The following is a 22,428-nucleotide window of genomic DNA, read 5'->3' on the forward strand; positions in this document are numbered from 1 at the left end:
TTTTGCATTAAGCTATCTTGTCCGGCCACAAGTACAGTGTTGACAGTTGAACCTTGATTAGTCTATCTTCTTTCACTAGGGAGAATTTACTTACAGAAGACTTAGGCACATACAGCATCCGTAAGTCTTCTTCCGTCTCGGTGGTTGCCTCGATTTTCCTTGGCGGTGATGACTCAATGCTGACTGATATCTATTCTACTCCTGAATGCCAAGACCAGTTTCTATGGAGGACGTTAATCTTCCAGGCGAATAATTTACCTTTGGCGTTCTTGACAGTTCACTATCAAATCAAGAAATATTATGAAAGCGCTGCTGGCAAATCCCCTAATTTTGCTACTAATTCTTGGTTGCGGTGCCATTTATATTCTTTTGGCATTTCAATTGGTCAGTAAATATCCCAAATTTGGGTATTTAGTAGAGAAAATCATCCTTGGCTTATATTTATTTTTGATGCCCGGAGTTGGCATAAGCCCATTTCCAAATTTTCATCCATCTAGTCTAGGAACCAGGGAAAAAAGTTTTGCCGGGGCTTTGGTTCAATTAGTGGTATATGGGGTGATTCTTTTTATTTTATCTCCCAGGCTGAAATCAACTTTAAAATACTCCGTTGAAGTTTTAGCAGTTTTACTTCAAAAAAATCTCGGATTATTTTTATTTTTATTGTTATTATTTCTATCGTTTTCTTGGTCTGACACACCTATTCATACCCTAAAATATAGCACGATCTGGCTAGGAACTACTATAGTTAATAGTTACATTATCAAACAATATAAATATCACGAGATAGATAAATTATTAAGATACACAATGGCAATTAATGCGGTTTTGAGTACCTATTATAGTATGTTCCGCCCTGCGATAGCGATCAATCCAGCCAAAAATAGCTGGCAGGGAATTCTATCTCACCCAAATACTCTAGCAGCAATCATGTCTTTGAGTGCAATATTGTGGGGTATAGAAGCCATTGACAATCCCAAAAAACGCTGGATATCTGTAGCAATGGCTTTATTTTCCCTTTACGTTATGCAAAAATGCGAATCGGGAGGAGGAAAAGTGCAATTTCTGCTAGGGACATTAATGGTTATGTCTGTTTCATTTTTGAGAAAACTTCCTTTTCAATGGGCTTATTTTTTTGTGATAATTTTTATGATTATTTCCATCGCAGGATTTATTATTGTCACAGATAACCTAGAGGCAATTGTTGTCGGTGGTCTAGGCAAAGATATGACATTGACTGGACGGACGCCTCTATGGGAATTTTTGTTTACAGAGAAAATACCAAAACGTCCTATTCTGGGTTATGGTTTCCATGGATTTTGGCAACCTTGGCGAGGGGCTGACAACCCAGCAGCAAACCATATTAGCGGTGAACTTAGGATGCCATCGGGAGATGGATATTGGAAACCTCCTCATGCTCATAATGGGTTCATAGAAATCATAATTGATCTTGGATATGTGGGATTTGCTTGCTTTGCGTTTTCATTTTTTACTACCCTGGCTGATGCAGTTCGCTATCTAACTCTTCCTCAACCTCCAGGCACTCCAATGATTGAATCAATTTTACCCCTTTTATTGTTAATGTTTGTAATTTTCCCAAATTTGACAGAAATTCCCCTGGTTGAAAATAACCATAACTGGTACTATTATGTTTTTGCCAGCGTTGGCTTGAGTATCAAAAACTGCGGCAAGAGCCTCACAGGGTACACCAAAAACTAGCGGGATGATTTTTGGACAAAAGTATTTACAGGGTCAACGAAAACCTGTGCGGGGCTCAACAGTGTTTATGGCATTTTGCCAAATCCCTCTGAAAGATCGTTATGCCAATCCTCGCTTCTTTGATGCGCGATCGCTTGGGAAGCTTGAAGACTATCATCACCCCATGACAAATGAATGACATGAATTGATGCTTGACCTGCCTAAGCTTAACCACAGGATTTTCCCATCTGATGTTGTGTATATTCGATGCGCGGGGATTCAGGGTGGGAATCAGGTGCTATCCTAACATCTATTGCTTGGCAAGATATTATGGAAAGTCAGGTTTGGGAAAAAATGTAACAATTATTAAAAAAAATAAAAATGAGCGTGTTAGAAAAACTAGCGGCATTAGGTCAAAAGATTAGTCCCGGTTTATGGAAGTTGATCGGCAATACAGGGTGGCTGTTTGCCGATAAAATTTTGCGAATGGGCTTGGCTCTAGTGATCGGCGTTTGGGTTGCCCGCTATCTTGGGCCTGAGCAATTTGGTCTCTATAACTACGCCATCTCTTTTGCCGGATTATTTACGATGTTTGCTACCTTGGGATTGGATTCCATCGTCGTGCGTAATATCGTTCGCCAACCGGCTGAAAAGGATGAAATCCTGGGGACGACATTTGGATTAAGACTGATGGGCGGCTGCTTTGTAGTCTTCTTAGCTGTTACAACCGTATCCCTGGTTCGACCAGGTGAGGATCTGACCAGCTTGTTAGTGGCCATTATCGCGGCAGGCGCAATTTTTCAGGCTTTTGATACCATAGACTTATGGTTTCAGTCCCAAATCCAGTCCAAATATCCAGTTTGGGCGAAAACTTCAGCGTATTTGCTCCTGAATCTTGGTAAAATAGGTTTGATATTGATCCAAGCCCCCCTAGTAGCCTTTGCCTGGGCTTGGTTGTCAGAGTTTATTTTTGCGGCAGTAGCTCTGGCGTTCTCTTATGGGTCAAAGGGTCACTCCCTCAGTGCTTGGCGTTTCAATCTGGGGCAGGCCAAAGTCATGTTGCGAGAGAGTCTGCCCTTGATCTTGGCGGGTGTAGCGGTTACGATTTATTTACGGGCTGATGCGGTGATGCTGGGAGCCATGATCGGGGATGAATCCGTGGGGATTTACTCCGTGGCCGTAAGATTCTCAGAAATTTGGTATTTTATTCCGGGTGCAATTGTTTCTTCTGTGTCTCCTTCGATTATACAAGCCAAGGAAGTTAGCGAGACCCTGTATTACCAACGGATGCAAAAGCTGTTTAATTTTGTATCCGGTTTAGCTTACGCAATTGCCATACCGATGACTTTTATCGCGTCGCCTCTGATTATCTATGTGTTCGGAGAAGAGTATCAGGCAGCAGGGCCGGTTTTATCCCTTCATATCTGGGCAAGCTTATTCGTTTTTGTTGGGGTGTCTAGGGGACCTTGGATTATTACCGAAGGATTTACTAAATCTTCTTTTGTGACTAAATCTTGTGGGGCTATTTTGAATGTATTATTAAATTTGTGGCTAATTCCAAAGTATCGAGAACTTGGGGCGGCAATAGCTACAGTGATTTCCTATGGTTTTTCTGATTATGTACTTTTTATAATCTGGCCTCCCTTCCGCAAGACTATAGGTATGATGATGACTAAATCTCTGACTTTGAGTTTTTTGTGGCTCAGAAAATAGCCATGATATTCTCGATACACATATTGTTTTAAGGAAAATATTCCCATAATATAGTGTTAATTATCATGTTAATTATTAAAAAATGAGGATTGCCAAAATTTCATCAGATAAATCTGAATGACAGGAACAAAAAAATATATGAATTATATGAATTAATTTCGGCGGTGGTAATCAAGTAATCAGTAATTAATACTATCGCGACATCGATTAAATAAATAAAGAAAGGAGAAGATATGACTGATTGGCAGAGTAAAACCCCTGTTGCCTTTTTAATTTTTAACCGTCCAGATACCACAGAGAAAGTCTTTGAGGCAATTCGCCAAGCCAAACCGCCTAAACTATTGGTGGTTGCTGACGGGCCGAGAGCAGACAAGCCAGGAGAAGCAGAAAAATGCGCCGCTGCCAGGGCAATTATCGATCGCGTGGATTGGGACTGTGAGGTGATCAAAAATTATGCCGATGCTAATATGGGCTGCAAACGACGAGTGTCCAGCGGTTTGGACTGGGTATTCGAGACAGTGGAAGCGGCGATTATTTTAGAAGACGACTGTTTGCCCCATCCCACGTTTTTCCGATTCTCTGACGAGTTACTGGAAAAGTATCGCGATGACCAGCGGATTATGGCGATTAGTGGAACTAACACCTTGGAGGAATGGAAATCGAATATTCAAAGTTATCATTTTGCTTATTTTGGCATGATTTGGGGATGGGCTTCTTGGCGACGAGCATGGAGTTACTACGATGTAGAGATGAAGTTATGGGCTGAACCGGAAATGAAGCATCGGATTAGGGATATTTTGGGAAATGACCAACAATATAATCGAGTGAAACAAGCATTTGATGGCATCTATAAAGGACAAGATACTTGGGATTTTCAGTGGTTTTTTGCCAGAGTTTCCCAGTCAGGGCTGTCAGTTATCCCCTCCGTTAATCTGATTTCTAATATTGGCTTTACAGCCGAAGGAACGCACACGACTGCTCCCACTGAGGGCATTTCAAATCTCAGTTTGGGATCAATGTCATTTCCTTTGCGATCGCCCTACGGAGTAGGAATAGATCGAGAATATAGTCAAAGACATAATCAAAAATTTATGCCCAAGAGCTTACCCCAGCGAATTGTGGGGAAAATCAAACGGATCTTTAGGGGAAAATAGCCATAATATTTCAGTCGATTTTGTCAAACAAAGAGGAATACATGGAAAATCAGCTAAAGCAGAGTTCAGGTGAAACTACTTATCCTTCGTCGATATTAATGGGTTTTGTTTTTTTCGGTGCGGGAAACATAGGCGACGATCTAATGGTAGCAGGATTTGTCCAATCTCTGTCAATTCTAAACCCAGAATCTCCAACAAAAATATACAGTAAAACCAGGCATAACGTCGAATCTCAACGGATTAGATTCCCGGAAATATCCTGGACACATACCGACGATAAAAAAGTCTACGATCCGGCGGAAATAGAATGTTGGGCTGGAGTGGGAGATACCCCGTTTCAGCTAACCAGTGGAGATTGGTCTCTGCAAATTTTATTGTCTGATTTAGAAGTGATACCCAAGTTTCAAAACCGAGTTTTAGTCAGCATTGGGGCTGAAACAGAAATTCAGCCAAGAGCCAAAGATTTTGCCCGGGTAGCCAACGCTTTTGAAAGAATCTCTACTCGTGATGAAAATAGCACTCGCATCCTCGTAGATTTGCTAGGTGTTCCCAGCAGCAGAGTGTTTACAGGCTCAGATTTAGCGAATATTAGCTTGCCCGGTATTCTGGAGAACCGAAGTATCAATAAAGAATTTGATCTGGGGCTGATCATCGCGGGTGATACTCTTTCTAAGAAAGACATTAAACAAGTCGGAGAATTCATTGCTAACCGTACTGATCCAGTTGCTTTTATTGCTGGAGAGACGCGCCTGGAACCGTCTTTCGAGCGGGGGATATTCGCCAAATTGACGAGATTTCCTTGGTCTCGGGTCAGAGGCAAGGCGATTTTGCAAGTGCCGTCTTACGAGCAGGGTTCACTTTACGATTTAGTTCACCCTATCTGTGCCTGTGAAACAGTGATCAGTTCTCGCTATCATGGCTTACTAACAGCGGCTTGGGCTGGGTGCAAAGTGGCGGCGATCGGTCGCGGTTCTAAGGTGAGTGCTCTTGCACAACTACTGGGAGTTCCCTATTGTGAACTTCCTGTAACTCGTGAGAAACTAGAGTTTCTCGAAAAAGAAGCATCAACAGTTTCAAAGGATGTTCTCACAGAGTTCAGACAAAAAGCCCTCGCTGGAGTTTCTTATGCATTAGGCATCCCTGGATCAGGAGCTATATAAAATGATTAAAATCGTTTACGATCACCAGATATTTTGGTGGCAACGATACGGCGGAATTTCTCGATACATATATGAACTGGCAACCAGAATCTCTGATATGGACGATTTTGATGTGAGTATTGAGGCTCTGGCTTATGTGAATGAGTATTTGAAGCAGTGTAAACCGGGTTTTGTGACAGGATTTCCTGTGCCTAAATCTTCCCGGCTTCAGATTCAAAAAATGGTCGGTAGGTTTAATGACAATTTAGCTAAAATTAGGCTGAAAAGTAATCCTCCTGATATTGTGCATGAGACTTATTACCACGCTGAAAAAATGTCACCTAAAAAGACTAAGGTAGTGGTGACAGTCCATGACATGATCCATGAAAAGTTTAACCAATTTTTAACCAGAGATATTTTTAAAAAATTGGATCCTACAGCGGAAGTTAAAAAGGAATCTGTCAAGAGAGCCGATCGCATTATCTGTGTTTCTGAGAATACCAAAAAAGACTTAATCGAACTATTAGAGGTCGATCGGAATAAGATATCGGTTGTCTATCATGGCACCAGTGTCAAATTAACAGAACACTATCAGACTGAAACCAGAAAATATCCACCATATATTCTCTATGTTGGCGATCGCATCAGTAAATATAAAAACTTTCAGGGTCTATTGCAAGCTTATGGGAATTCCAGCCAACTGAAAAATAACTTTAATCTCGTGTTATTTGGGGGAGGTTCACTATCTCGTGAGGAAATCACTTTAATCCAAAATCTGGGATTACCTGAAGGTAAGGTTTTACAAGTGGCTGGTGATGATGCCGCTCTAGCAAATTTATATCGAGAAGCTTCAGTTTTCGTTTATCCTTCCCTTTATGAAGGTTTTGGCATTCCTCTCCTAGAAGCGATGTCCTTGAATTGCCCGATCGCTTGCAGTAATACCAGTTCTCTGCCAGAAGTTGTCGGCAATGCAGCGGAATTTTTTGACCCCGATCAAACGGAAAGTATTGCTGCTGCTTTGGAAAAAGTGCTATTTTCAACGGAAAAAGCAAAAAACTTAATCAATTTGGGTGCAGAGAGAATCAAAAATTTTTCATGGGAAGCTTGTGCAGAGCAAACAAGGCAAGTTTACCTATCTTTGCTCTGACTTGTTGCTTCTTGTCTAAATAAAACCTGATTATACTAGGAAATGAGAGGCAATTAATATGCAAGGATACTAAGGGATAGTAAAGTTAGAGATTGGGGATATCTGCTTTTGAGATTTAGCTAATTGAATAAAAAACTAATTCATTGCCAAATATGCTGTATTAAAAGGGCAGATTATGATGAATAGTTATTTTCTAAATGTGGCAGAGACTTTGAATTAAAACGGAAACATTACTTATGAGACTACTCAAGCAAAACATAAAACAACTAAGATATCGAGTAAGTCGCTATGCAGAAATGTCAGCGGCTAATCGTCAGGGGATGGCTACACCCCAGGAACTTAACGATCAGATTTATTATACCATCCAACAATCATCTCCCTTTGTAGCCGGTAAAATAGGCTCTAATGAATTGTTAGTGTGTCTTTGGCATTTAGAATGGAAACTTTGGACTCGTTTAGGGATAAAGTTTTCCTGGAACTGCACTGAATACTTAGCGACAGGCGGTGGAATTTTTCCCAGAAATACAGCTAGTTACCACGAATATGCCCAGGCATATATCAAGGCTTTGGGACAGATAGACTATTTAGGAATGTGGCACAACGACGGAGAAATGAAGTTAGTTTCTACATTTGCCCCTCAAGCTAAACTTGCTAATTATCTGGGACTAGAACCTTATTTAAATTATCACAAACCCTGGACTCAAGCTTTGGCCGATAAAAGAGTATTGGTTGTGACTTCTTTTGCCCAAACCATGACTCAACAAATTTCCAATATCTCAAAAGTTTGGATGAATTTTCAAAAAAAGACAGGTCAAATTCTAATTCCCGAATCAGCTTCGTTTGAAGTAGTGAAATTTCCTTATGGATTTGATCCAGAAGTCCAACAAAAATATGGATCCTGGCAAAAAATTATGGAAATGATGACTGCTGAGATTTCCGCCAAAAATTTTGATGTGGCGATCCTTGGATGTGGAGCGTATAGCTTATTATTAGCAGATCGGATTAAAAAAAGCGGAAAGTCAGCAATTCATCTGGGAGGATCTACTCAGATTTTATTCGGCATCAGAGGTTCTCGATGGGAAGATAAATCTTGGTTCTTGGAAAACCTTAACGATTATTGGACTTATCCATTAGATGAAGATAAGCCTCAAGAAAAAGCTATGAAAAACTGTGAAAATGCCTGTTATTGGTAAAAGATAAAAAGTTAAAACTCTCTAAATTTCATAACAATTACAATGACGAAAAGACTTATGGAACCCAAAACGATCGCAGTGTTAATGACTTGCCATAATCGTAAAGATAAAACCTTGGCAAGTCTTGATTCTCTATTTCAGCAAAAAATGCCAGCGGACTTCCGGTTGGAGGTTTACCTCGTAGATGATGCGAGCACCGACGGCACTGCTGAGGCCGTCACACAAAAATACCCTGAAGTCAAGATCATTCAAGGAAATGGGGGGCTGTTTTGGAATGGGGGAACGCGAACCGCTTTTGGTGAAGCACTAAAATCGGATCGTGATTACTATCTGTGGCTCAACGACGATACTAACCTCTACCCAGAGGCGATCGCAAAATTACTTTCAACCGCGAGTCACATTGCCGAAACCGAAGTCCTAAATGCTGTAATTGTCGGCTCAACTTGTGATACTAAAACCGGCAACCTGACCTACGGTGGGATGGTAAGAAGTTCTTGGTGGCATCCGCTCAAATTTAAGTTAGTACAGCCAACAGAGGAGCCCCAAATTTGTCACACCATGAACGGCAATTGCGTACTAATACCCCGTTTTGTGGCTGAAAAAGTGGGCAATCTCGACCCTAACTTTGTTCACAGTACCGGAGACATTGATTACGGTTTACGAGTGAGAAATCAAGGGTGTTCTGTTTGGTTAGCACCGGGTTATGTGGGGGAATGTACCACAAATCCTATCGAGGAAGATATTTGGGGCAGTCCAAATTTAACTCTTGCTCAAAGGTTAAAAAAAATTAGGCAACCTAAAGGTTTGCCCGTGGAAGAGTGGAAAGTGTTTGCCCGACGTCATGCGGGTCCTTTATGGATGTTTTATTGGGGACTGCCTTATGTGAGATTGTTATTGGCGGCGCTATTCGGTGGGAAAATGCAGAGTCGGGTTAATTATTAAGCGCTTTGTGTTCATAAAAAACAGAAACCGGGTTTCTTTTTTGGCTGCCTACAGGTGATATTTACAACAGAAATCCGGTTTCTTTCTTGAGTCAAAAACCAGGGACTCAGAAACCTGGTTTCTTTTTTTACTACCACAGTAGGGGCGAATGGCCATTCGCCCCTACATATTCACAACAGAAACCCGGTTTCTTTTTGGGCTTCTTGATCGGGTCAAAAAAGCGGTAAGCGGAGCTATGCCGTCAGGCTTATCGCCTTCTCTAGAATTAAAGAGGGTGCTTCTTATGGGGAGAAACGCCCGATTATTTGTGTTAGTATATAAGAAAATGCCAGTTGTCAGTCATATTACATTGATAGTGGCTGTTTAAGAAAGGTTCTTGAGGCGCAGATATGGTTTCAAACAAATTATTAGAACTAGAAGATTCTATCCAGACCTTATCTTTAGAAGAAAAGCTATGATTACTAGATAAAATCGTGCAACAAATGCGAGCAATTACTGAAGATGCTAATCTCAAACTGGGCGGACAAGATATCAAGGAGGATAATGCAGTAAAACCCATCTGGGAAATAGCTGTAGAAATCGGCTCTCAAATTCCTGAGTCAGAATGGGAAAAAGTACCAAGAGATTTGTCCAAAAATTTTGACCTGTATCAAGGTTTTCCAGGAGACAAATGAGACGAGTTTTTTTTCAGCAGGCAGGTTTTGTTGCTCTATTGCGGGATTGAGTCACCGCAATAGAGCACCCTATATAAATTCAGTCACCAGAAAACCGGTTTATTTTTTGGGGGCAAAAACCAGGGACTCAGAAACCGGGTTTCTTTTTTGTCTACCACAGTTAACTGTTATATTCACCAAAGAAACCCGGTTTCTTTCTTGGGGCAAAAAGGCGATCGCCTATCTTTTACTCTGGTTGGCAAAAGCGACCTGTGACTCGCTCGTATTCATCTTCCAGCAACCACATAAGACTTTCTTCGTAAGTATCGCTGGTAAAGATAGATTGATAGTTTTGTGCGGGATTTTGAATCGAGAATTTACCGGATTGTTCTTTAACTAACATCAGAATATATGGGGGTGAAAGCCAAGGATCTACCCAGATTTCGGCAAATTCCCATTGGTCAATCAGACTGGTTCGGTTTTCTAGATATATTTCTCTGTCAATACCACTCATGTGATTTGTGTAACTAGCTATCTTACTATAACAAAAAGCGATCGCCTATTTTAAAATAAAATAGCGATCGCCTATCTTAAAATAAAATAGCGATCGCCTATCTTAAAATAAAATAGCGATAATCCTGAACTCATTGAGTTTCGTCTATCGGTCACGATGGATCGCAGCATCATTGCCGTTATTTAGCGCGAATATTTAGCTTTATTTTAGAGTTTTAATTTCAAAAATATGACCAGCAATCTCAATAGTAGGCTTAAACAATCCATAACTTGTTGCTCTTACACGCCTTGTTACTTCTTCATCGGTCATCGAGAGATTGATTATACCCAGTTGATTGAATTGTTTCCTTGTAAAAGGCTTTTTACTCCAACTTTCTTCAGATGATGGCAAAGGCTCATTTTTTATTATTTTGCTCATAATTTCATAGAAAAGAACTAATTGAAAATCGTAAGTCCGCAGTATCAGTGAAGCTACATCATCACTCATAAAAATAGGAAAGCGCTTGACCGCAATAATTTTTCCTGTGTCAACCTTGTTGGCCATATAATGACAAGTAACACCGTATTCATTTGCCTCTTCATACAAGGCAAAATTATAGCAACCGATCCCTGGATAATCTGGAGAAGCAGGATGAAAATTTATGGCAGCAACTTTGGCTTTCCTAATTAAATATTCAGGAACTACCCAGCGCGAGAGATAAGAAATTATGTAATCACCGTCCCACCAACTAATATCTTCCGGTAACGGATCCCCCCATTCGCCAAGATATACTGATACATCGTAAAAATTTCTTTTAATAAAATCGACTGCTTTGGTGCAGTATTTATCTTTTTTCTTTCCCAAAAATAAAATTGAATTATTTGATTTTGTCGTCATGGGTTGTAGTGGTAATGTGTTCGAGTGGTCTTTGACGGCTATTGAAAATAAATAGTTACGTCTTGTATGCTGACAGACTTATATGCTTTTATAAAGAAATATGTGCAATTCGTAAAGTCTAAAAAAGTCTAGTTTGGTATAGATTTTTAGCAATATTTCTGAACCCCGATCGCTCACAAAAAGTATAGTTAAGGTGCAAAAGGGTGCCAAAGGGTGCAAAAAGTAGCAAAAAGTAGCAAAATTGCCTCAGATTAGTTAAGATATGTTTAGATCGCACTTTCCCCTCTTCCTTTGTCGCCCTTATAGGTGACAAAAAGTAAAATTTAGGTGCAAAAGGGTGCAAAAAGGTGCAAAAGGTAGTAAAATAGCCTAAAAATTACTAAGATATGTATCGCCGATGGATGTTAACGAAGTCCTCGCATGGGCTGATAAATTAGTATTTGCCAAAACTGGAGCACACTTAAATAATTTGCAACAAGCAATATTAGCAGAGGCGTGGGATAGCCAAAAATATCAAGAAATCGCGGAGGATTATCGCTGTACTGAAGCGAATGTCAAAAGAGTTGCGGGCGGTTTATGGAAACTGATATCAGATGAGTTAGGCGAAAAAGTAAATAAAAAAAACTTCCGCGCTACAATGGAACGTTTTTTTATTTATAATTCAACTGTTAGTAATAGTAATAATAAGTTTCTAAATAATAAATTTATCGGAAAAAGCATCACTGTGTGTGGAGAAAGTTGGCACTCGGAAGAAGCAGCAAAAAAGCGATCGCCCACTTCTACTTCTTCCACCTCTTCCAGCGACCAACCAGAACAATGCCATGATTTAACCGAAGCGCCCTACACTTTTCCTTTCAATAATCGCACGGCAGAAATCAGCCAGTTAAAACAGTGGATATTGTCAGAAAATACCCAAATAGTGACTATCTTTGGTTGGCCGGGAATTGGCAAAAGTACCCTAGCCAAAAAACTGGTAGAAGAAATTAAAGATAATTTTGACTATATCCTCTGGCGTCAATGTAATGATAGCCTAAATCAGACATCTCTAGAAACCCATTTAATAGAGTTTTTCTGCCAAAATAAAGATAGTAAAGATAGTAAAGATAGTAAACAGCGATCGCGCAGTTCTATCCTGGACTATCTGCGTTTAAGTCGTTGCCTAATTATTCTTGACGACTTCCAAGAAAGCTTTACCCCTGGGGAATTAGCGGGAACTTACCGACCGGAATTAGAAAATTATGGCAAATTCTTAAAAGAAATGGCGCGATCGCCCCACAACAGTTGTGTCCTATTGCTGAGTTGGGAAAAGCCCACAGAAATTGCCACCTTAGAAGGACAAAAATGCCCCTGCCGCAGCCTACAACTGGGCGGTTTGGGAGAATTAGCGACGGAAATATTAGCGGAAAAAGAGCTAAAGGATCGGCATAAATGGTCGCAACTAATCCAACTTTATGGGGGCAACCCGTCCTGGTTAAATATCACTGCTGCTACCATTGACGACTTATTTAATGGCAGCGTCGATCGCTTCTTATCCTATCCCAGTTTATTTCTGGGAGACTTAGAACCCATCTTAGACGAATATTATCAACGCTTATCTCCATCGGAGAAAATGGTAATTCTTTGGTTAGCCAATCAAGAGGCAGCGGATATGTTCCAGAAACCGGCGGAATTCACTTTATCAGATGCGGACTTTTTGAAGGCGGTACAGTCTTTAAGAAAGCGGGGTTTACTGGAAAAAATTAGCGATAATAATGGAGCGTCCCTTTTCGCCGTTCCTGCTTTAATTAAAAACTATGTAAAAAATCGCTAAATTTTTTCTCAGCATTCAGCAGCTTACAGCAGGTGTCATTCCCGCGAATGCGGGAATCTTCATGGGTTTTAAGGGATTGTAGGGGCGAAGCATGACCGCAGATATTTGTCGGTGAAAAGCATAAATTTATTACCGGAATGCTTCGCCGCCCTTTAATGGCAGATTAAGGGATTGTAGGGGCGAAGCATTCCGGCAGATATTTGTCGGTGAAAAGCATAAATTTATTACCGGAATGCTTCGCCCTCCCCCGTACAGGGCGACGTTGCATGACCGTATATAGGTTATCGTTTTAAACCATAAATTTAGGGCCGGAATGCTTCGCCCCTACAGTCCGATCGCCTGATATAGAGAGTCGGTTTTAACCGACTTGCGCTATGAGACGGGGAATTCATTCCCCGGCGGTTTTTGGGCGGATTTCAAATGGTGCAAAATGTCCGATCGCCCCATTTCCAGCAATGGCACCTCGTCTTCCCCACCGCAAAAGGTCAGTAGCTACCCATAAACCGATAAAATTGATCGGGAAATTACTATAACGACTGCAATTAGTCACGAAATCCTTATGTCTTCTCAGCTTAAATTCCTCTCTGGTAGCGATATCCGGCAAAAATTCCTCGATTTTTATGCCCAAAACGGCCATCAAATATTGCCGAGTGCTTCCCTGGTGCCCGAAGATCCCACGGTCTTGTTAACGATCGCCGGGATGTTGCCGTTTAAACCCATTTTCCTGGGACAGCGCGATCGCGACTTTCCCCGCGCTACCACTTCCCAAAAGTGCGTGCGAACTAACGATATTGAAAATGTCGGACGTACCGCTAGACACCATACCTTTTTTGAAATGCTGGGTAATTTCAGCTTTGGGGACTATTTCAAAAAAGAAGCGATCGCCTGGGGTTGGCAAATTTCCACGGAAGTTTTTGGCTTGCCCCCAGAACGCTTAGTGGTCAGTGTTTTCCGAGAAGATGACGAAGCTTTTGCGATTTGGCGCGATCAAATCGGTATTCCTGCCCATCGGATTATGCGAATGGGAGAAGCCGATAACTTTTGGGCGTCGGGTCCGACCGGTCCTTGTGGCCCTTGTTCGGAAATTTATTATGATTTTCACCCGGAACGGGGCGACGAAAATATTGACTTAGAAGACGATACCCGGTTTATCGAATTCTATAATTTAGTGTTTATGGAATATAACCGGGATAGTGACGGCAACCTCACTCCGTTAAAAAATAAGAATATTGACACGGGGATGGGTTTGGAACGAATGGCCCAAATTCTCCAACAAGTGCCAAATAATTATGAAACTGACCTGATTTTTCCGATTATTCAAACAGCGGCAAATATTGCGGGAATTGATTACGCCCAAAGTGACGAAAAAACCAAAACATCCTTAAAGGTGATTGGCGATCATGTGCGGTCAGTAGTTCACCTAATTGCCGATGGTATTACCGCGTCTAATATTGGTCGGGGTTATATTTTACGGCGGTTAATTCGTCGGGTGGTGCGTCATGGTCGGTTGATTGGTATTGCTGGGGAATTTACTACCCAAGTCGCCGAAACTGCGATCGCTCTTTCCGAGGCAGTTTATGCCAATGTGCGGGAACGGGAAACCCAAATTAAAGCGGAATTACAACGGGAAGAGTCTCGCTTCTTGGAAACCTTAGAACGGGGCGAAAAACTATTAGGAGAAATTCTGGCCAAACAGCCGCAACAAATTTCCGGTAAAGATGCGTTTACTCTCTACGATACATTCGGTTTCCCCTTAGAACTGACCCAAGAAATTGCGGAAGAACAAGGTTTAACCGTTGATATTGCCGGTTTTGAAGCGGAAATGGAGGAACAACGGAAGCGATCGCAAGATGCCCATGAAACCATTGACCTCACCGTTCAAGGCAGTTTAGATCAGTTGGCAGAACATATTCATGCCACGGAATTCTTAGGTTATACCGAACCCAAATCAATCGCCAAAATTGAGGCTTTATTAGTAGCAGGTAAACCCGTTGATTCTGCCTCTGCCGGTGCAGAAGTTCAGGTAATTTTAGATCAAACTCCTTTCTATGCGGAGTCAGGGGGACAAATCGGCGATCGCGGCTATTTAACCGGCGATGATTTGGTCATTCGCATTGAAGATGTGCAAAAAGAATCCGCCATGTTCGTGCATTTTGGCAAAGTCGAACGGGGCATATTAAAAGTAGGAGAAACCGTCACCGCGCAAATCGATCGCGCTTGTCGGCGTCGGGCGCAAGCTAATCATACCGCCACCCATTTGTTGCAAGCAGCTTTGAAGAAAATTGTCGATGATTCTATTTCTCAAGCGGGGTCTTTAGTGGCATTCGATCGCCTGCGATTTGACTTTAATTGTCCCCGCCCTATTACCGCTGATGAATTGCAACAAATTGAAGATTTAATCAATACTTGGATTGCCGAAGCCCACGATACTCAGGTGGACGTAATGCCCATTGCGGAAGCCAAAGCACGCGGGGCTGTAGCCATGTTTGGGGAAAAATATGGGGCGGAAGTACGAGTAATAGATGTTCCTGGGGTTTCGATGGAACTTTGCGGCGGTACTCATGTGAATAATACTGCCGAAATTGGCCTATTTAAAATAGTAGCAGAAACGGGCATTGCTTCAGGTGTCCGGCGCATTGAAGCGGTGGCAGGTCCCGCAGTTTTAGAATATCTCAATGTGCGCGATCGTGTGGTGCGGGATTTAAGCGATCGCTTTAAAGTGAAGCCCGAAGAAATCTGCGATCGCATTACCGGGTTACAGTCAGAATTAAAAGCCACCCAAAAACAATTAGATGGGGTAAAAGCGGAATTAGCGATCGCCAAATCTGACCAACTAATTGCCCAAGCGGAAACCGTGGGTGAGTTCAAAATATTGGTCGCCAATTTAGGAGAAGGAGTCGATCCTGATGCCCTGAAAACAGCGGCGGAACGGCTACAAAATAAACTCGGTAATAGTGCGGTATTCCTCGCTTCTGTATCCAGTCCAGACAAAGTTTCTTTAGTCGCAGCCTTCAGTCCAGAAGTGAATAAAAAAGGCTTACAAGCGGGTAAATTTATCGGCGGCATAGCCAAACTTTGCGGTGGTGGTGGGGGCGGTCGTCCCAACCTTGCCCAAGCGGGGGGACGAGATGCCAGTAAGTTATCTGAAGCCTTAGAAACGGCGAAAAATCAGTTAGTTGCTGGGTTGAAATAACCTAGTTGCAGACTATTTTTATTGAAGGTGGGCATTAGCCCACTTTTTTTGGGTAAATTTTTTGGATTATTTCTGAATTTTGATGATAAAATAGTATTAGAATCAGTATATAGATATTCAACACTCCTAGTGTAGATAGAAATTGTGAGCGGATTTGCTCATATTGTGTTTTCGTAAATACCGCGATCGAATTAAACTCTTAAAAAGGAATTAGCTATGGGTCAGCCCCTCAAGGCATCGCCATTAATTGAAGTTCTTTGTGAGTTCAGGTTTGCTCCCTCTAGTGCTTGGGACTGGACGCTACCTGGTCGTCTCTATGAGCGGATCGGGAAAGAGTTTAGTGAGCGATCTCAAGTTAATCAATTTCTTTTTCAAATACAAGAAGAAGCAGATAATAGTGAGAGTTCACCACAAATTATAAACGTTCCTCAAAGAATTCAACTGAAGCGACCAGACGAAACAGCGTTAGTTCAAGTAAGTCCGAATATTTTAGTGGTTAATCATTTACCACCATATCCCCTTTGGGAGAATTTTCGTGATTTAATTGGGAAAATTTTTTCTGAATATATCAATTTATGTGAAAATTTTAATTTATCAGGGATTGGACTGCGTTACATTAATCAAATTCCGATTTCCCCAGAAGGATTTGATCTCAGTCAATTTATTACGTTGAAGCCTAATTTAACCGGAGTTCTAGATCGCTCTCTTTCTTCTTTTCATCAACGCTATGACCTGGCTTATGAGTCATTAAAAGCAGTGCTGATTCACCAGACAGGGATTACCGAGACTCAGGAAGGTGAATTTGCTATAATTCTGGATCTTGATTTTGATTCTCAAGAAGTTGATGGGTTAAAAAATATTACTGAAATTCAAAAATGGTTAGATGAAGCTCATCACCATTTGTCCGAGGCTTTTATCGCCTCTTTAAATCCAGAATACTATCAGCGATTAAAAGAAGGAAATATAAAATTATGACCCTTGTAATTCCCAAACCTTACGCGCAGCAAACCAGCTATAAAAAACCTAAACACACTGGTTTAGCATCTTTTCGGAAAAGATCGCCCGATGTGGCTTATTCTGCCTATAATAATTTGTCAGAAAGTGGCGCGGAAATATTAAAACTATCCGTAAATTCTGGATGGTTAAAGGGGACAGAAGCTACTCCAGGAAGTTTCAGGATAACTTTTCCTGACGATGTATCAATTTCACGAACCAGGGCATTACCTCAGCAACAAGATTTAAAGAAATCTTTAATTTCACCTGTCGATCGCCAAGCGTCGCCTGCGGTAATTTCTGAAGAAGAAGATATTCTGGATTGGGATTTCTACTTAGAAAATCCTCCCCTCAAGCCAACTTCCACCATAGAATTAGAATTTGAATATGGCGGTCGTAGTAAACCAATTCCTGTTGTCGATCCTTGGGATGAATGAGGAAAAACGAGCATGGACTCTGATAACCGCCAGCAACTAAAAGAATTGCTATCTCAACTCAGTGATTCTGAAAAATGGGAGCTAATTTTAGGACTAACCGATCGCTATCCCTGGTATCAGCTTGCGATCGGGGAAGAAGAAATCAAACAGGGCGATATCCTGGAAGATTGCCCTGTTTTTCAGTTGCCAGCAGACTTAGCTGATCTGACAAAAGATCAACTTAAAATAACGGCAAAAGGAGAGTGGAGGGAGCAAGACGTTATTGTCATGTCCCAGTCATGCGACATGGTAAAAGGTCGAGAAAAACTAACAGATATACTCCTTTGTGCTGTGTGGAAACGTTCGGAACTCACAGAAGGCTATTTGGCTTCAAATGTAGGCATGGAAGATGCACGACGGGGTAATCTTCCTGGGTTTCATGTTCTTGGTGAATGTGCTTTGCCTGATTTTTATCGAGAAGTTAGAGTGGTCGATTTTCGCCACGTCTATTCACTACCACTGCCTTTTGTTCGCAAATTAGTCACAGAAACAGAACAACGTATCCGACTACTTCCACCATACAGGGAACAACTTGCCCAAGCATTTGCTAGATACTTTATGCGCGTGGGTCTACCAACAGATATACCACCATTTTTAAGTTCTAAGCCTGATAAAACTGAAGCAGAAGTCATCAAAAAGTTACAAGGAATGGATGATGCATCGAAAAAACGCATATTATTGCATTTAAAGAATGAACTTGCATTGTCAACGGACAGTTAGAAAATCTGAGAATAATTAATCGATTTTTCTTTAGTCGCTGCCTTCAGTCCAGAAGTGAATAAAAAAATAGATTAAAGTAGTAGGTTTGGCAAAATTTTGCCCACCCTACAGGAAGTCTGTTACTTAAGAAAAGAAACCGGGTTTCTGTTATGTAAATGTAGGGGCGATTCGCTTTCTCGCCCCCTACTGTGGAATGCCAAAAAGAAACCCGGTTTCTAAGTTCCCAGCGATCGCGCTTTCTTGCCCCCAATAAAAGAAACCGGGTTTCTGTGGTGTAAATTAAATTTAACTGTGAAATGCGAAAAAAACCCGGTTTCTGAATTATCAACTACCACCAACGCACTTGAAAGATTCCCCGTTCTGGTTGACTAAGTTCTTTTTCTGTCAACCATTCTACTTCTTTATAAGTGCCAAACATTATATCCCACCAATCAACCCCTAAACCAAAATTATATTTCCATTGATTGTACTTGTGATGGACATAGTGGACGGGCATTTTCATCCAAAAACATTTGGTAGGATTTTCATGTTGCAATTGATGGGCATAAGCGGCAAAAATCCCATAAGTGAGCCCTCCCAGAAACCAACTCAGTCCCACTGACCAAGAATATAAGAATAGGGGTAATAACAGAATAACTCCCCCCTTGAAATAATCGCGAAACTCACCCAGCACTCCTTGACCTTCATTGTTTTTATGATGGTTAGTATGAAAAGCAAAAGTTTTCGGGTACTTATGCATTAATCGATGCGCCCAATACTCCACAAAGCTACCAAAAATAAAACAAGTGACAAAAATGGCGGCATCAACTGCTAAATCAATTGTTAGAGAATTTACAGACATACTCACTCCTCTTGGACTCTATTCTCTAAGGGAAACCCAGAGATTTTTCCCTCACTATAGCAAAAATTATCTCGCGATTCACCCGCCGCGATCGCCATAGCGTTGCGGAGCAATTTCGCTTCCCTTCAACCCTGAATATTGACCGGGACTTATTGACAGTAATTTTCAGTTATTTGTCAGTTATTTGTCAATCGGGAGACGGTTTTGCTTTGTTTTTACTCAGTCAGAACAATTTAGCATTGCATCAGATACAATAACTCAGAAAATGAATCATCCACTATCACCGGCTGCAATTTAATCATGTTAGAGACCAGTTCAGAATTTGCCAAATTTGCCAATCAATCTGCCACGTTACTAGACCTGGTACAAGAAAGGGCTTTAAATCAACCCGATGAAGTCGTCTATCGATTTTTGGGCGACGGCGAAAGGGAATCCGGCAGTCTGACTTATCAGCAGTTGGATACTATGGCCCGGGCGATCGCTGCTGAACTTCAGAGCTTGGGTGCCACTGGTGAGCGAGCGTTACTGATTTACTCTTTCTCCGATACTTTGGAATTTATCGTCGCTTTCTTTGGTTGTGTCTATGCGGGAACGATCGCCGTCACCACCTATCCCCCCAGACCCAACCAGTCTTTAGCGGGTTTTCAGTCGCGGGTATCGTCTTCTGAAGCGCGTTTTATCCTCACCACCGCCGCGCTATTCAACCTAGCCAAAAAACAATTAGGAGAATATCCCGAATTAGCCAATTGCAGCAAGGTACTGACGGATCAAATTACCAGCGAACGCGCCTCCGCGCCGCTTCGCGATCGCGCCTCAAAGTGGGTCAAACCGGATCTCACCCCAGAATCGTTAGTCTTTCTCCAGTACACTTCCGGCTCCACCGGCAACCCCAAAGGGGTAATGGTGACGCACAAAAATATGCTCTACAACTCGGAGATGATTTATCGCGGATTTGGGCATAGTCGCCGCAGCGCGGGAGTGATTTGGCTGCCCCTTTACCATGACATGGGACTCATTGGCGGCGTCATCCAGCCCCTTTACGGCGGTTTTCCCGTCGTCCTCATGTCCCCCATGACCTTTTTACAAAAACCTTTTTTATGGTTACAAGCGGTTTCTCGCTATCAAGCCACCACCAGTGGCGGCCCAAATTTTGCTTATGACCTTTGTTTAAGGAGGGTTACAGACAAACAACTGGCCACCCTTGACCTGAGTCATTGGGAAGTGGCTTTTTCTGGGGCCGAACCCGTGCGGGCAGAAACCTTAGAAAAATTTGCCCAAAAGTTTGCCCCTTGCGGCTTTCGCCCAGAGGCTTTTTACCCCTGTTATGGCATGGCAGAAACCACCTTATTAGTGTCTGGGGGTGAGAAAACTGCCCCGCCGACCATTCGCTATTTAGACGGCGCCGGGTTGGAAGAAAATCGCATTGTCCCAGTGGCAAAAGATGCTCCAGGGTCAAGGGCGATCGTCAGTTGCGGTCATGCTTGGTTAGATCAGAAAATTTTGATTGTTGACACGGAAACTTTGACCGAATGTCCCCCAGACCAGGTGGGAGAAATTTGGGTGTCTGGGTCAGGGGTCGGCATGGGTTATTGGAACCGCCCGGAAGAAACGGAAAAAACTTTTAATGCTTATTTGGCAGATAGCGGAGAAGGGCCATTTTTACGGACTGGAGATTTAGGACATCTCCATAATGGTGAACTTTTTGTAGCCGGTCGCTTTAAGGAAATGATGATTATTTGGGGTCGCAACCAATATCCCCAAAATATTGAAGCGACGGTCGAAGCTTGTCATCCCTCTTTGCGTCCCGGTTGTGGGGCGGCGTTTTCCGTGGAAGCGGACGGAGAGGAAAGGTTGGTCATTGCTTATGAGGTGGAACGGACTTTTCTGCGTCAGTTGCCAGTCGAGGAAATTGTTACGGCGATCCGACAGGCGATCGCCGCTGAATATGTGGCAGAAGTATATGCGATCGCGCTGTTAAAAACTGCCAGTCTGCCCAAAACTTCCAGTGGCAAAATTCAGCGCTATTTGACCAAGCAACAGTTTCTCGAAGGCACCCTGAATGTAGTTGCCCAGTGGCAACTGCCCAAAGATGAGCAAGGGGATATTCTTGACGTGCTCTCCAGTACGGGAGGTTAACAGGGGTTGGGGCGAAAAGCCCCCCTTTTTCAGGGGGGTTGGGGGGATCTCTACGGCATGAAAGCAACAGGTCTATTTCTTAAATATCACTGACTTAGCGAAACTAGGTGGTGAATCACTCGTTCAATTCCTGCCACTACCCGCGCTAGGCGATCGCCATCCACTTTATCTGGGGTATCTTCCATCGTGTGATAGTGAGGATAACGAAACGGTGCCGTATCTGTCACCATCAATGCGGGATAACCCATTTGCCAAAAAGCCCAATGGTCTGACCAACCAGCCCCAGGAACGTTACTCGGAAGGGCAGTCCCTTCGGAAGGGAACTGGGTATGACTGCGAAAATTTCCCACTACTTCACGCACCAAATTCCCGGATGAAATATTGCCAATAAACGCAATAAAATTGCCCGTAATCGGATAAATCGTATCCAATAAACCCAGAGGATATTGTTGGCTGCCCGGTGCATCAGAGTAATAACCCATTGTTTCTAAACTTAGCATCGCCACAATATTTTCCTGGCGTTCATAACAGCCTTTGGCATAAACCAAACTGCCCATATTTTCCGTCCAAAAAAATGGCGGTTCTTCATTCACAAACTCGACAAATCGCAAAGTGCGATCGGGAAGCGGCGCGGATGCGCTATCGGGTTTTTCGACCGCAAAAGCCCGCGCTAAAGCCAAGACTGCCGCCGCCCCACTGCCGTTATCATTCGCTCCTGGACTGCCCACCACTGAATCATAGTGCGCCCCAATTACCACAATTTCATCGGGCTTTTTGCTGCCTTTAATTTCCACTTCTAAATTGTGGAATTCTTGGCCATCGACCCGATAAGTTTGCCGATTGACTTGATAGCCAGCTTCGCTTAACGAACGAGATAAAAATTGTTCGCTGGCTGCTAACTGCTTGGGAAAAGCATAGTTATGTTCGCCAATTTCCCCGGCAAGTGTTTGGATATCTTGGAGTAATTCTTTTTTTAGTAATTGTTCGGCTGGGGTTAGCGGCGGCAATTCACCGGCATAACTTTTTCCTGGCATAAAAATAACCATTGACCACCCCCAAATAGATAAAATGCCGATCAAACTGAGCAAAACTGTTAAACGGATTAGGGCTGATTTCGTCAGCAATTTAATTGTTATTTTTCTTTTAGACATTAGCACGATTCCTTGATGATGAAGCTATTCGCTATTCTGTTTTAGGGTGTAGGGTGTAGGGTGTGGGGTGTGGGGTGTGGGG

21 protein-coding genes are annotated in these 22,428 nt (G+C 42.4%); 17 read left to right on the forward strand and 4 right to left on the reverse strand.

The features are described 5' to 3' along the window. Positions 1-53 precede the first annotated feature (53 nt). The 11 genes from AM228_RS31660 to AM228_RS02785 all read left to right on the forward strand — a co-directional run bounded on the left by AM228_RS31660 (position 54) and on the right by AM228_RS02785 (position 9,657). The gene (locus tag AM228_RS31660; RefSeq protein WP_156331483.1) at positions 54-392 is read left to right on the forward strand and encodes a hypothetical protein; all 339 of its coding nucleotides are present in this window, start codon (positions 54-56) and stop codon (positions 390-392) included. Further along, positions 301-1,716, forward strand: a complete 1,416-nt coding sequence (locus AM228_RS02750; protein ID WP_054464567.1) for an O-antigen ligase — start codon at positions 301-303, stop codon at positions 1,714-1,716. The genes AM228_RS31660 and AM228_RS02750 overlap by 92 nt, the downstream gene beginning before the upstream one ends. 4 nt (positions 1,717-1,720) lie before the next feature. Beyond that, entirely contained in the window at positions 1,721-1,894 is a 174-nt protein-coding gene (locus AM228_RS31665; protein WP_156331484.1) for a hypothetical protein, read from the forward strand. A gap of 182 nt (positions 1,895-2,076) precedes the next feature. After that, entirely contained in the window at positions 2,077-3,408 is a 1,332-nt protein-coding gene (locus tag AM228_RS02755) for a flippase (RefSeq protein ID WP_082348717.1), read from the forward strand. Between the two features lie 233 nt (positions 3,409-3,641). Then, positions 3,642-4,562, forward strand: a complete 921-nt coding sequence (locus AM228_RS02760; protein WP_054464568.1) for a hemolytic protein HlpA-like protein — start codon at positions 3,642-3,644, stop codon at positions 4,560-4,562. Between the two features lie 41 nt (positions 4,563-4,603). Continuing rightward, complete coding sequence (locus AM228_RS02765; protein ID WP_054464569.1) at positions 4,604-5,722, forward strand: polysaccharide pyruvyl transferase family protein; 1,119 nt, start codon at positions 4,604-4,606, stop codon at positions 5,720-5,722. A 1-nt stretch (position 5,723) separates the two neighbouring features. Further along, complete coding sequence (locus AM228_RS02770) at positions 5,724-6,848, forward strand: glycosyltransferase family 1 protein (RefSeq protein ID WP_054464570.1); 1,125 nt, start codon at positions 5,724-5,726, stop codon at positions 6,846-6,848. 236 nt (positions 6,849-7,084) lie between these two features. Then, a complete protein-coding gene (locus AM228_RS02775) occupies positions 7,085-8,041 on the forward strand; it encodes a hypothetical protein (protein ID WP_156331485.1) in 957 nt (318 codons plus the stop codon). A 42-nt stretch (positions 8,042-8,083) separates the two neighbouring features. Then, positions 8,084-8,983 (forward strand): glycosyltransferase family 2 protein, encoded by a 900-nt coding sequence (locus AM228_RS02780; RefSeq protein WP_231636566.1) that lies wholly within the window; start codon positions 8,084-8,086, stop codon positions 8,981-8,983. Positions 8,984-9,131: 148 nt separating this feature from the next. Continuing rightward, the gene (locus AM228_RS31670) at positions 9,132-9,350 is read left to right on the forward strand and encodes a hypothetical protein (RefSeq protein ID WP_156331486.1); all 219 of its coding nucleotides are present in this window, start codon (positions 9,132-9,134) and stop codon (positions 9,348-9,350) included. 115 nt (positions 9,351-9,465) lie between these two features. Next, positions 9,466-9,657, forward strand: coding sequence for a hypothetical protein (locus tag AM228_RS02785; protein ID WP_197285200.1), 192 nt, complete (start codon positions 9,466-9,468; stop codon positions 9,655-9,657). A gap of 226 nt (positions 9,658-9,883) precedes the next feature. Here AM228_RS02785 and AM228_RS02790 read toward each other — a convergent pair whose 3' ends face one another. Continuing rightward, positions 9,884-10,150, reverse strand: a complete 267-nt coding sequence (locus tag AM228_RS02790; protein WP_054464573.1) for a hypothetical protein — start codon at positions 10,148-10,150, stop codon at positions 9,884-9,886. Positions 10,151-10,351: 201 nt separating this feature from the next. Then, positions 10,352-11,026: a formyltransferase family protein gene (locus AM228_RS02795; protein ID WP_054464574.1), complete on the reverse strand. Its 675-nt coding sequence runs from the start codon at positions 11,024-11,026 to the stop codon at positions 10,352-10,354. Positions 11,027-11,423: 397 nt separating this feature from the next. Between AM228_RS02795 and AM228_RS02800 the strand changes: the two genes are divergently transcribed. The 5 genes from AM228_RS02800 (at position 11,424) to AM228_RS02820 (ending at position 18,218) form a co-directional block, all read left to right on the forward strand. Continuing rightward, entirely contained in the window at positions 11,424-12,836 is a 1,413-nt protein-coding gene (locus AM228_RS02800; protein ID WP_054464575.1) for an NB-ARC domain-containing protein, read from the forward strand. Between the two features lie 559 nt (positions 12,837-13,395). Next, on the forward strand, positions 13,396-16,029 hold the full coding sequence (alaS, locus tag AM228_RS02805; protein WP_054464576.1) for an alanine--tRNA ligase: 2,634 nt from the start codon (positions 13,396-13,398) through the stop codon (positions 16,027-16,029). 216 nt (positions 16,030-16,245) lie between these two features. Next, entirely contained in the window at positions 16,246-17,004 is a 759-nt protein-coding gene (locus AM228_RS02810; RefSeq protein ID WP_054464577.1) for a TIGR04255 family protein, read from the forward strand. Then, a complete protein-coding gene (locus AM228_RS02815; RefSeq protein ID WP_054464578.1) occupies positions 17,001-17,459 on the forward strand; it encodes a hypothetical protein in 459 nt (152 codons plus the stop codon). Before AM228_RS02810 ends, AM228_RS02815 begins: the two co-directional genes overlap by 4 nt. Before the next feature lie 12 nt (positions 17,460-17,471). Further along, entirely contained in the window at positions 17,472-18,218 is a 747-nt protein-coding gene (locus tag AM228_RS02820) for a hypothetical protein (RefSeq protein WP_054464579.1), read from the forward strand. A 328-nt stretch (positions 18,219-18,546) separates the two neighbouring features. Here the strand turns inward: AM228_RS02820 and AM228_RS02825 are convergent, their stop codons facing one another. Beyond that, a complete protein-coding gene (locus AM228_RS02825) occupies positions 18,547-19,059 on the reverse strand; it encodes a sterol desaturase family protein (protein ID WP_054464580.1) in 513 nt (170 codons plus the stop codon). A gap of 300 nt (positions 19,060-19,359) precedes the next feature. Here AM228_RS02825 and AM228_RS02830 point away from each other — a divergent pair, with 300 nt between their 5' ends. Beyond that, a complete protein-coding gene (locus AM228_RS02830; protein WP_054464581.1) occupies positions 19,360-21,195 on the forward strand; it encodes a fatty acyl-AMP ligase in 1,836 nt (611 codons plus the stop codon). Between the two features lie 86 nt (positions 21,196-21,281). Here the strand turns inward: AM228_RS02830 and AM228_RS02835 are convergent, their stop codons facing one another. Continuing rightward, positions 21,282-22,346 (reverse strand): M28 family peptidase, encoded by a 1,065-nt coding sequence (locus AM228_RS02835; RefSeq protein WP_054464582.1) that lies wholly within the window; start codon positions 22,344-22,346, stop codon positions 21,282-21,284. Positions 22,347-22,428 lie beyond the last annotated feature (82 nt).

The organism is Planktothricoides sp. SR001, assembly GCF_001276715.1.
GTDB classification, from domain to species: domain Bacteria; phylum Cyanobacteriota; class Cyanobacteriia; order Cyanobacteriales; family Laspinemataceae; genus Planktothricoides; species Planktothricoides raciborskii.

Coding starts and splice junctions, on each gene's coding strand:
- AM228_RS02750 (WP_054464567.1), top strand. CDS start 301: ATGAAAGCGCTGCTGGCAAATCCCCTAATTTTGCTACTAATTCTTGGT.
- AM228_RS31665 (WP_156331484.1), top strand. CDS start 1,721: ATGATTTTTGGACAAAAGTATTTACAGGGTCAACGAAAACCTGTGCGG.
- AM228_RS02755 (WP_082348717.1), top strand. CDS start 2,077: ATGAGCGTGTTAGAAAAACTAGCGGCATTAGGTCAAAAGATTAGTCCC.
- AM228_RS02760 (WP_054464568.1), top strand. CDS start 3,642: ATGACTGATTGGCAGAGTAAAACCCCTGTTGCCTTTTTAATTTTTAAC.
- AM228_RS02765 (WP_054464569.1), top strand. CDS start 4,604: ATGGAAAATCAGCTAAAGCAGAGTTCAGGTGAAACTACTTATCCTTCG.
- AM228_RS02770 (WP_054464570.1), top strand. CDS start 5,724: ATGATTAAAATCGTTTACGATCACCAGATATTTTGGTGGCAACGATAC.
- AM228_RS02775 (WP_156331485.1), top strand. CDS start 7,085: ATGAGACTACTCAAGCAAAACATAAAACAACTAAGATATCGAGTAAGT.
- AM228_RS02780 (WP_231636566.1), top strand. CDS start 8,084: ATGACGAAAAGACTTATGGAACCCAAAACGATCGCAGTGTTAATGACT.
- AM228_RS31670 (WP_156331486.1), top strand. CDS start 9,132: ATGGCCATTCGCCCCTACATATTCACAACAGAAACCCGGTTTCTTTTT.
- AM228_RS02785 (WP_197285200.1), top strand. CDS start 9,466: ATGCGAGCAATTACTGAAGATGCTAATCTCAAACTGGGCGGACAAGAT.
- AM228_RS02790 (WP_054464573.1), bottom strand. CDS start 10,150: ATGAGTGGTATTGACAGAGAAATATATCTAGAAAACCGAACCAGTCTG.
- AM228_RS02795 (WP_054464574.1), bottom strand. CDS start 11,026: ATGACGACAAAATCAAATAATTCAATTTTATTTTTGGGAAAGAAAAAA.
- AM228_RS02800 (WP_054464575.1), top strand. CDS start 11,424: ATGGATGTTAACGAAGTCCTCGCATGGGCTGATAAATTAGTATTTGCC.
- alaS (WP_054464576.1), top strand. CDS start 13,396: ATGTCTTCTCAGCTTAAATTCCTCTCTGGTAGCGATATCCGGCAAAAA.
- AM228_RS02810 (WP_054464577.1), top strand. CDS start 16,246: ATGGGTCAGCCCCTCAAGGCATCGCCATTAATTGAAGTTCTTTGTGAG.
- AM228_RS02815 (WP_054464578.1), top strand. CDS start 17,001: ATGACCCTTGTAATTCCCAAACCTTACGCGCAGCAAACCAGCTATAAA.
- AM228_RS02820 (WP_054464579.1), top strand. CDS start 17,472: ATGGACTCTGATAACCGCCAGCAACTAAAAGAATTGCTATCTCAACTC.
- AM228_RS02825 (WP_054464580.1), bottom strand. CDS start 19,059: ATGTCTGTAAATTCTCTAACAATTGATTTAGCAGTTGATGCCGCCATT.
- AM228_RS02830 (WP_054464581.1), top strand. CDS start 19,360: ATGTTAGAGACCAGTTCAGAATTTGCCAAATTTGCCAATCAATCTGCC.
- AM228_RS02835 (WP_054464582.1), bottom strand. CDS start 22,346: ATGTCTAAAAGAAAAATAACAATTAAATTGCTGACGAAATCAGCCCTA.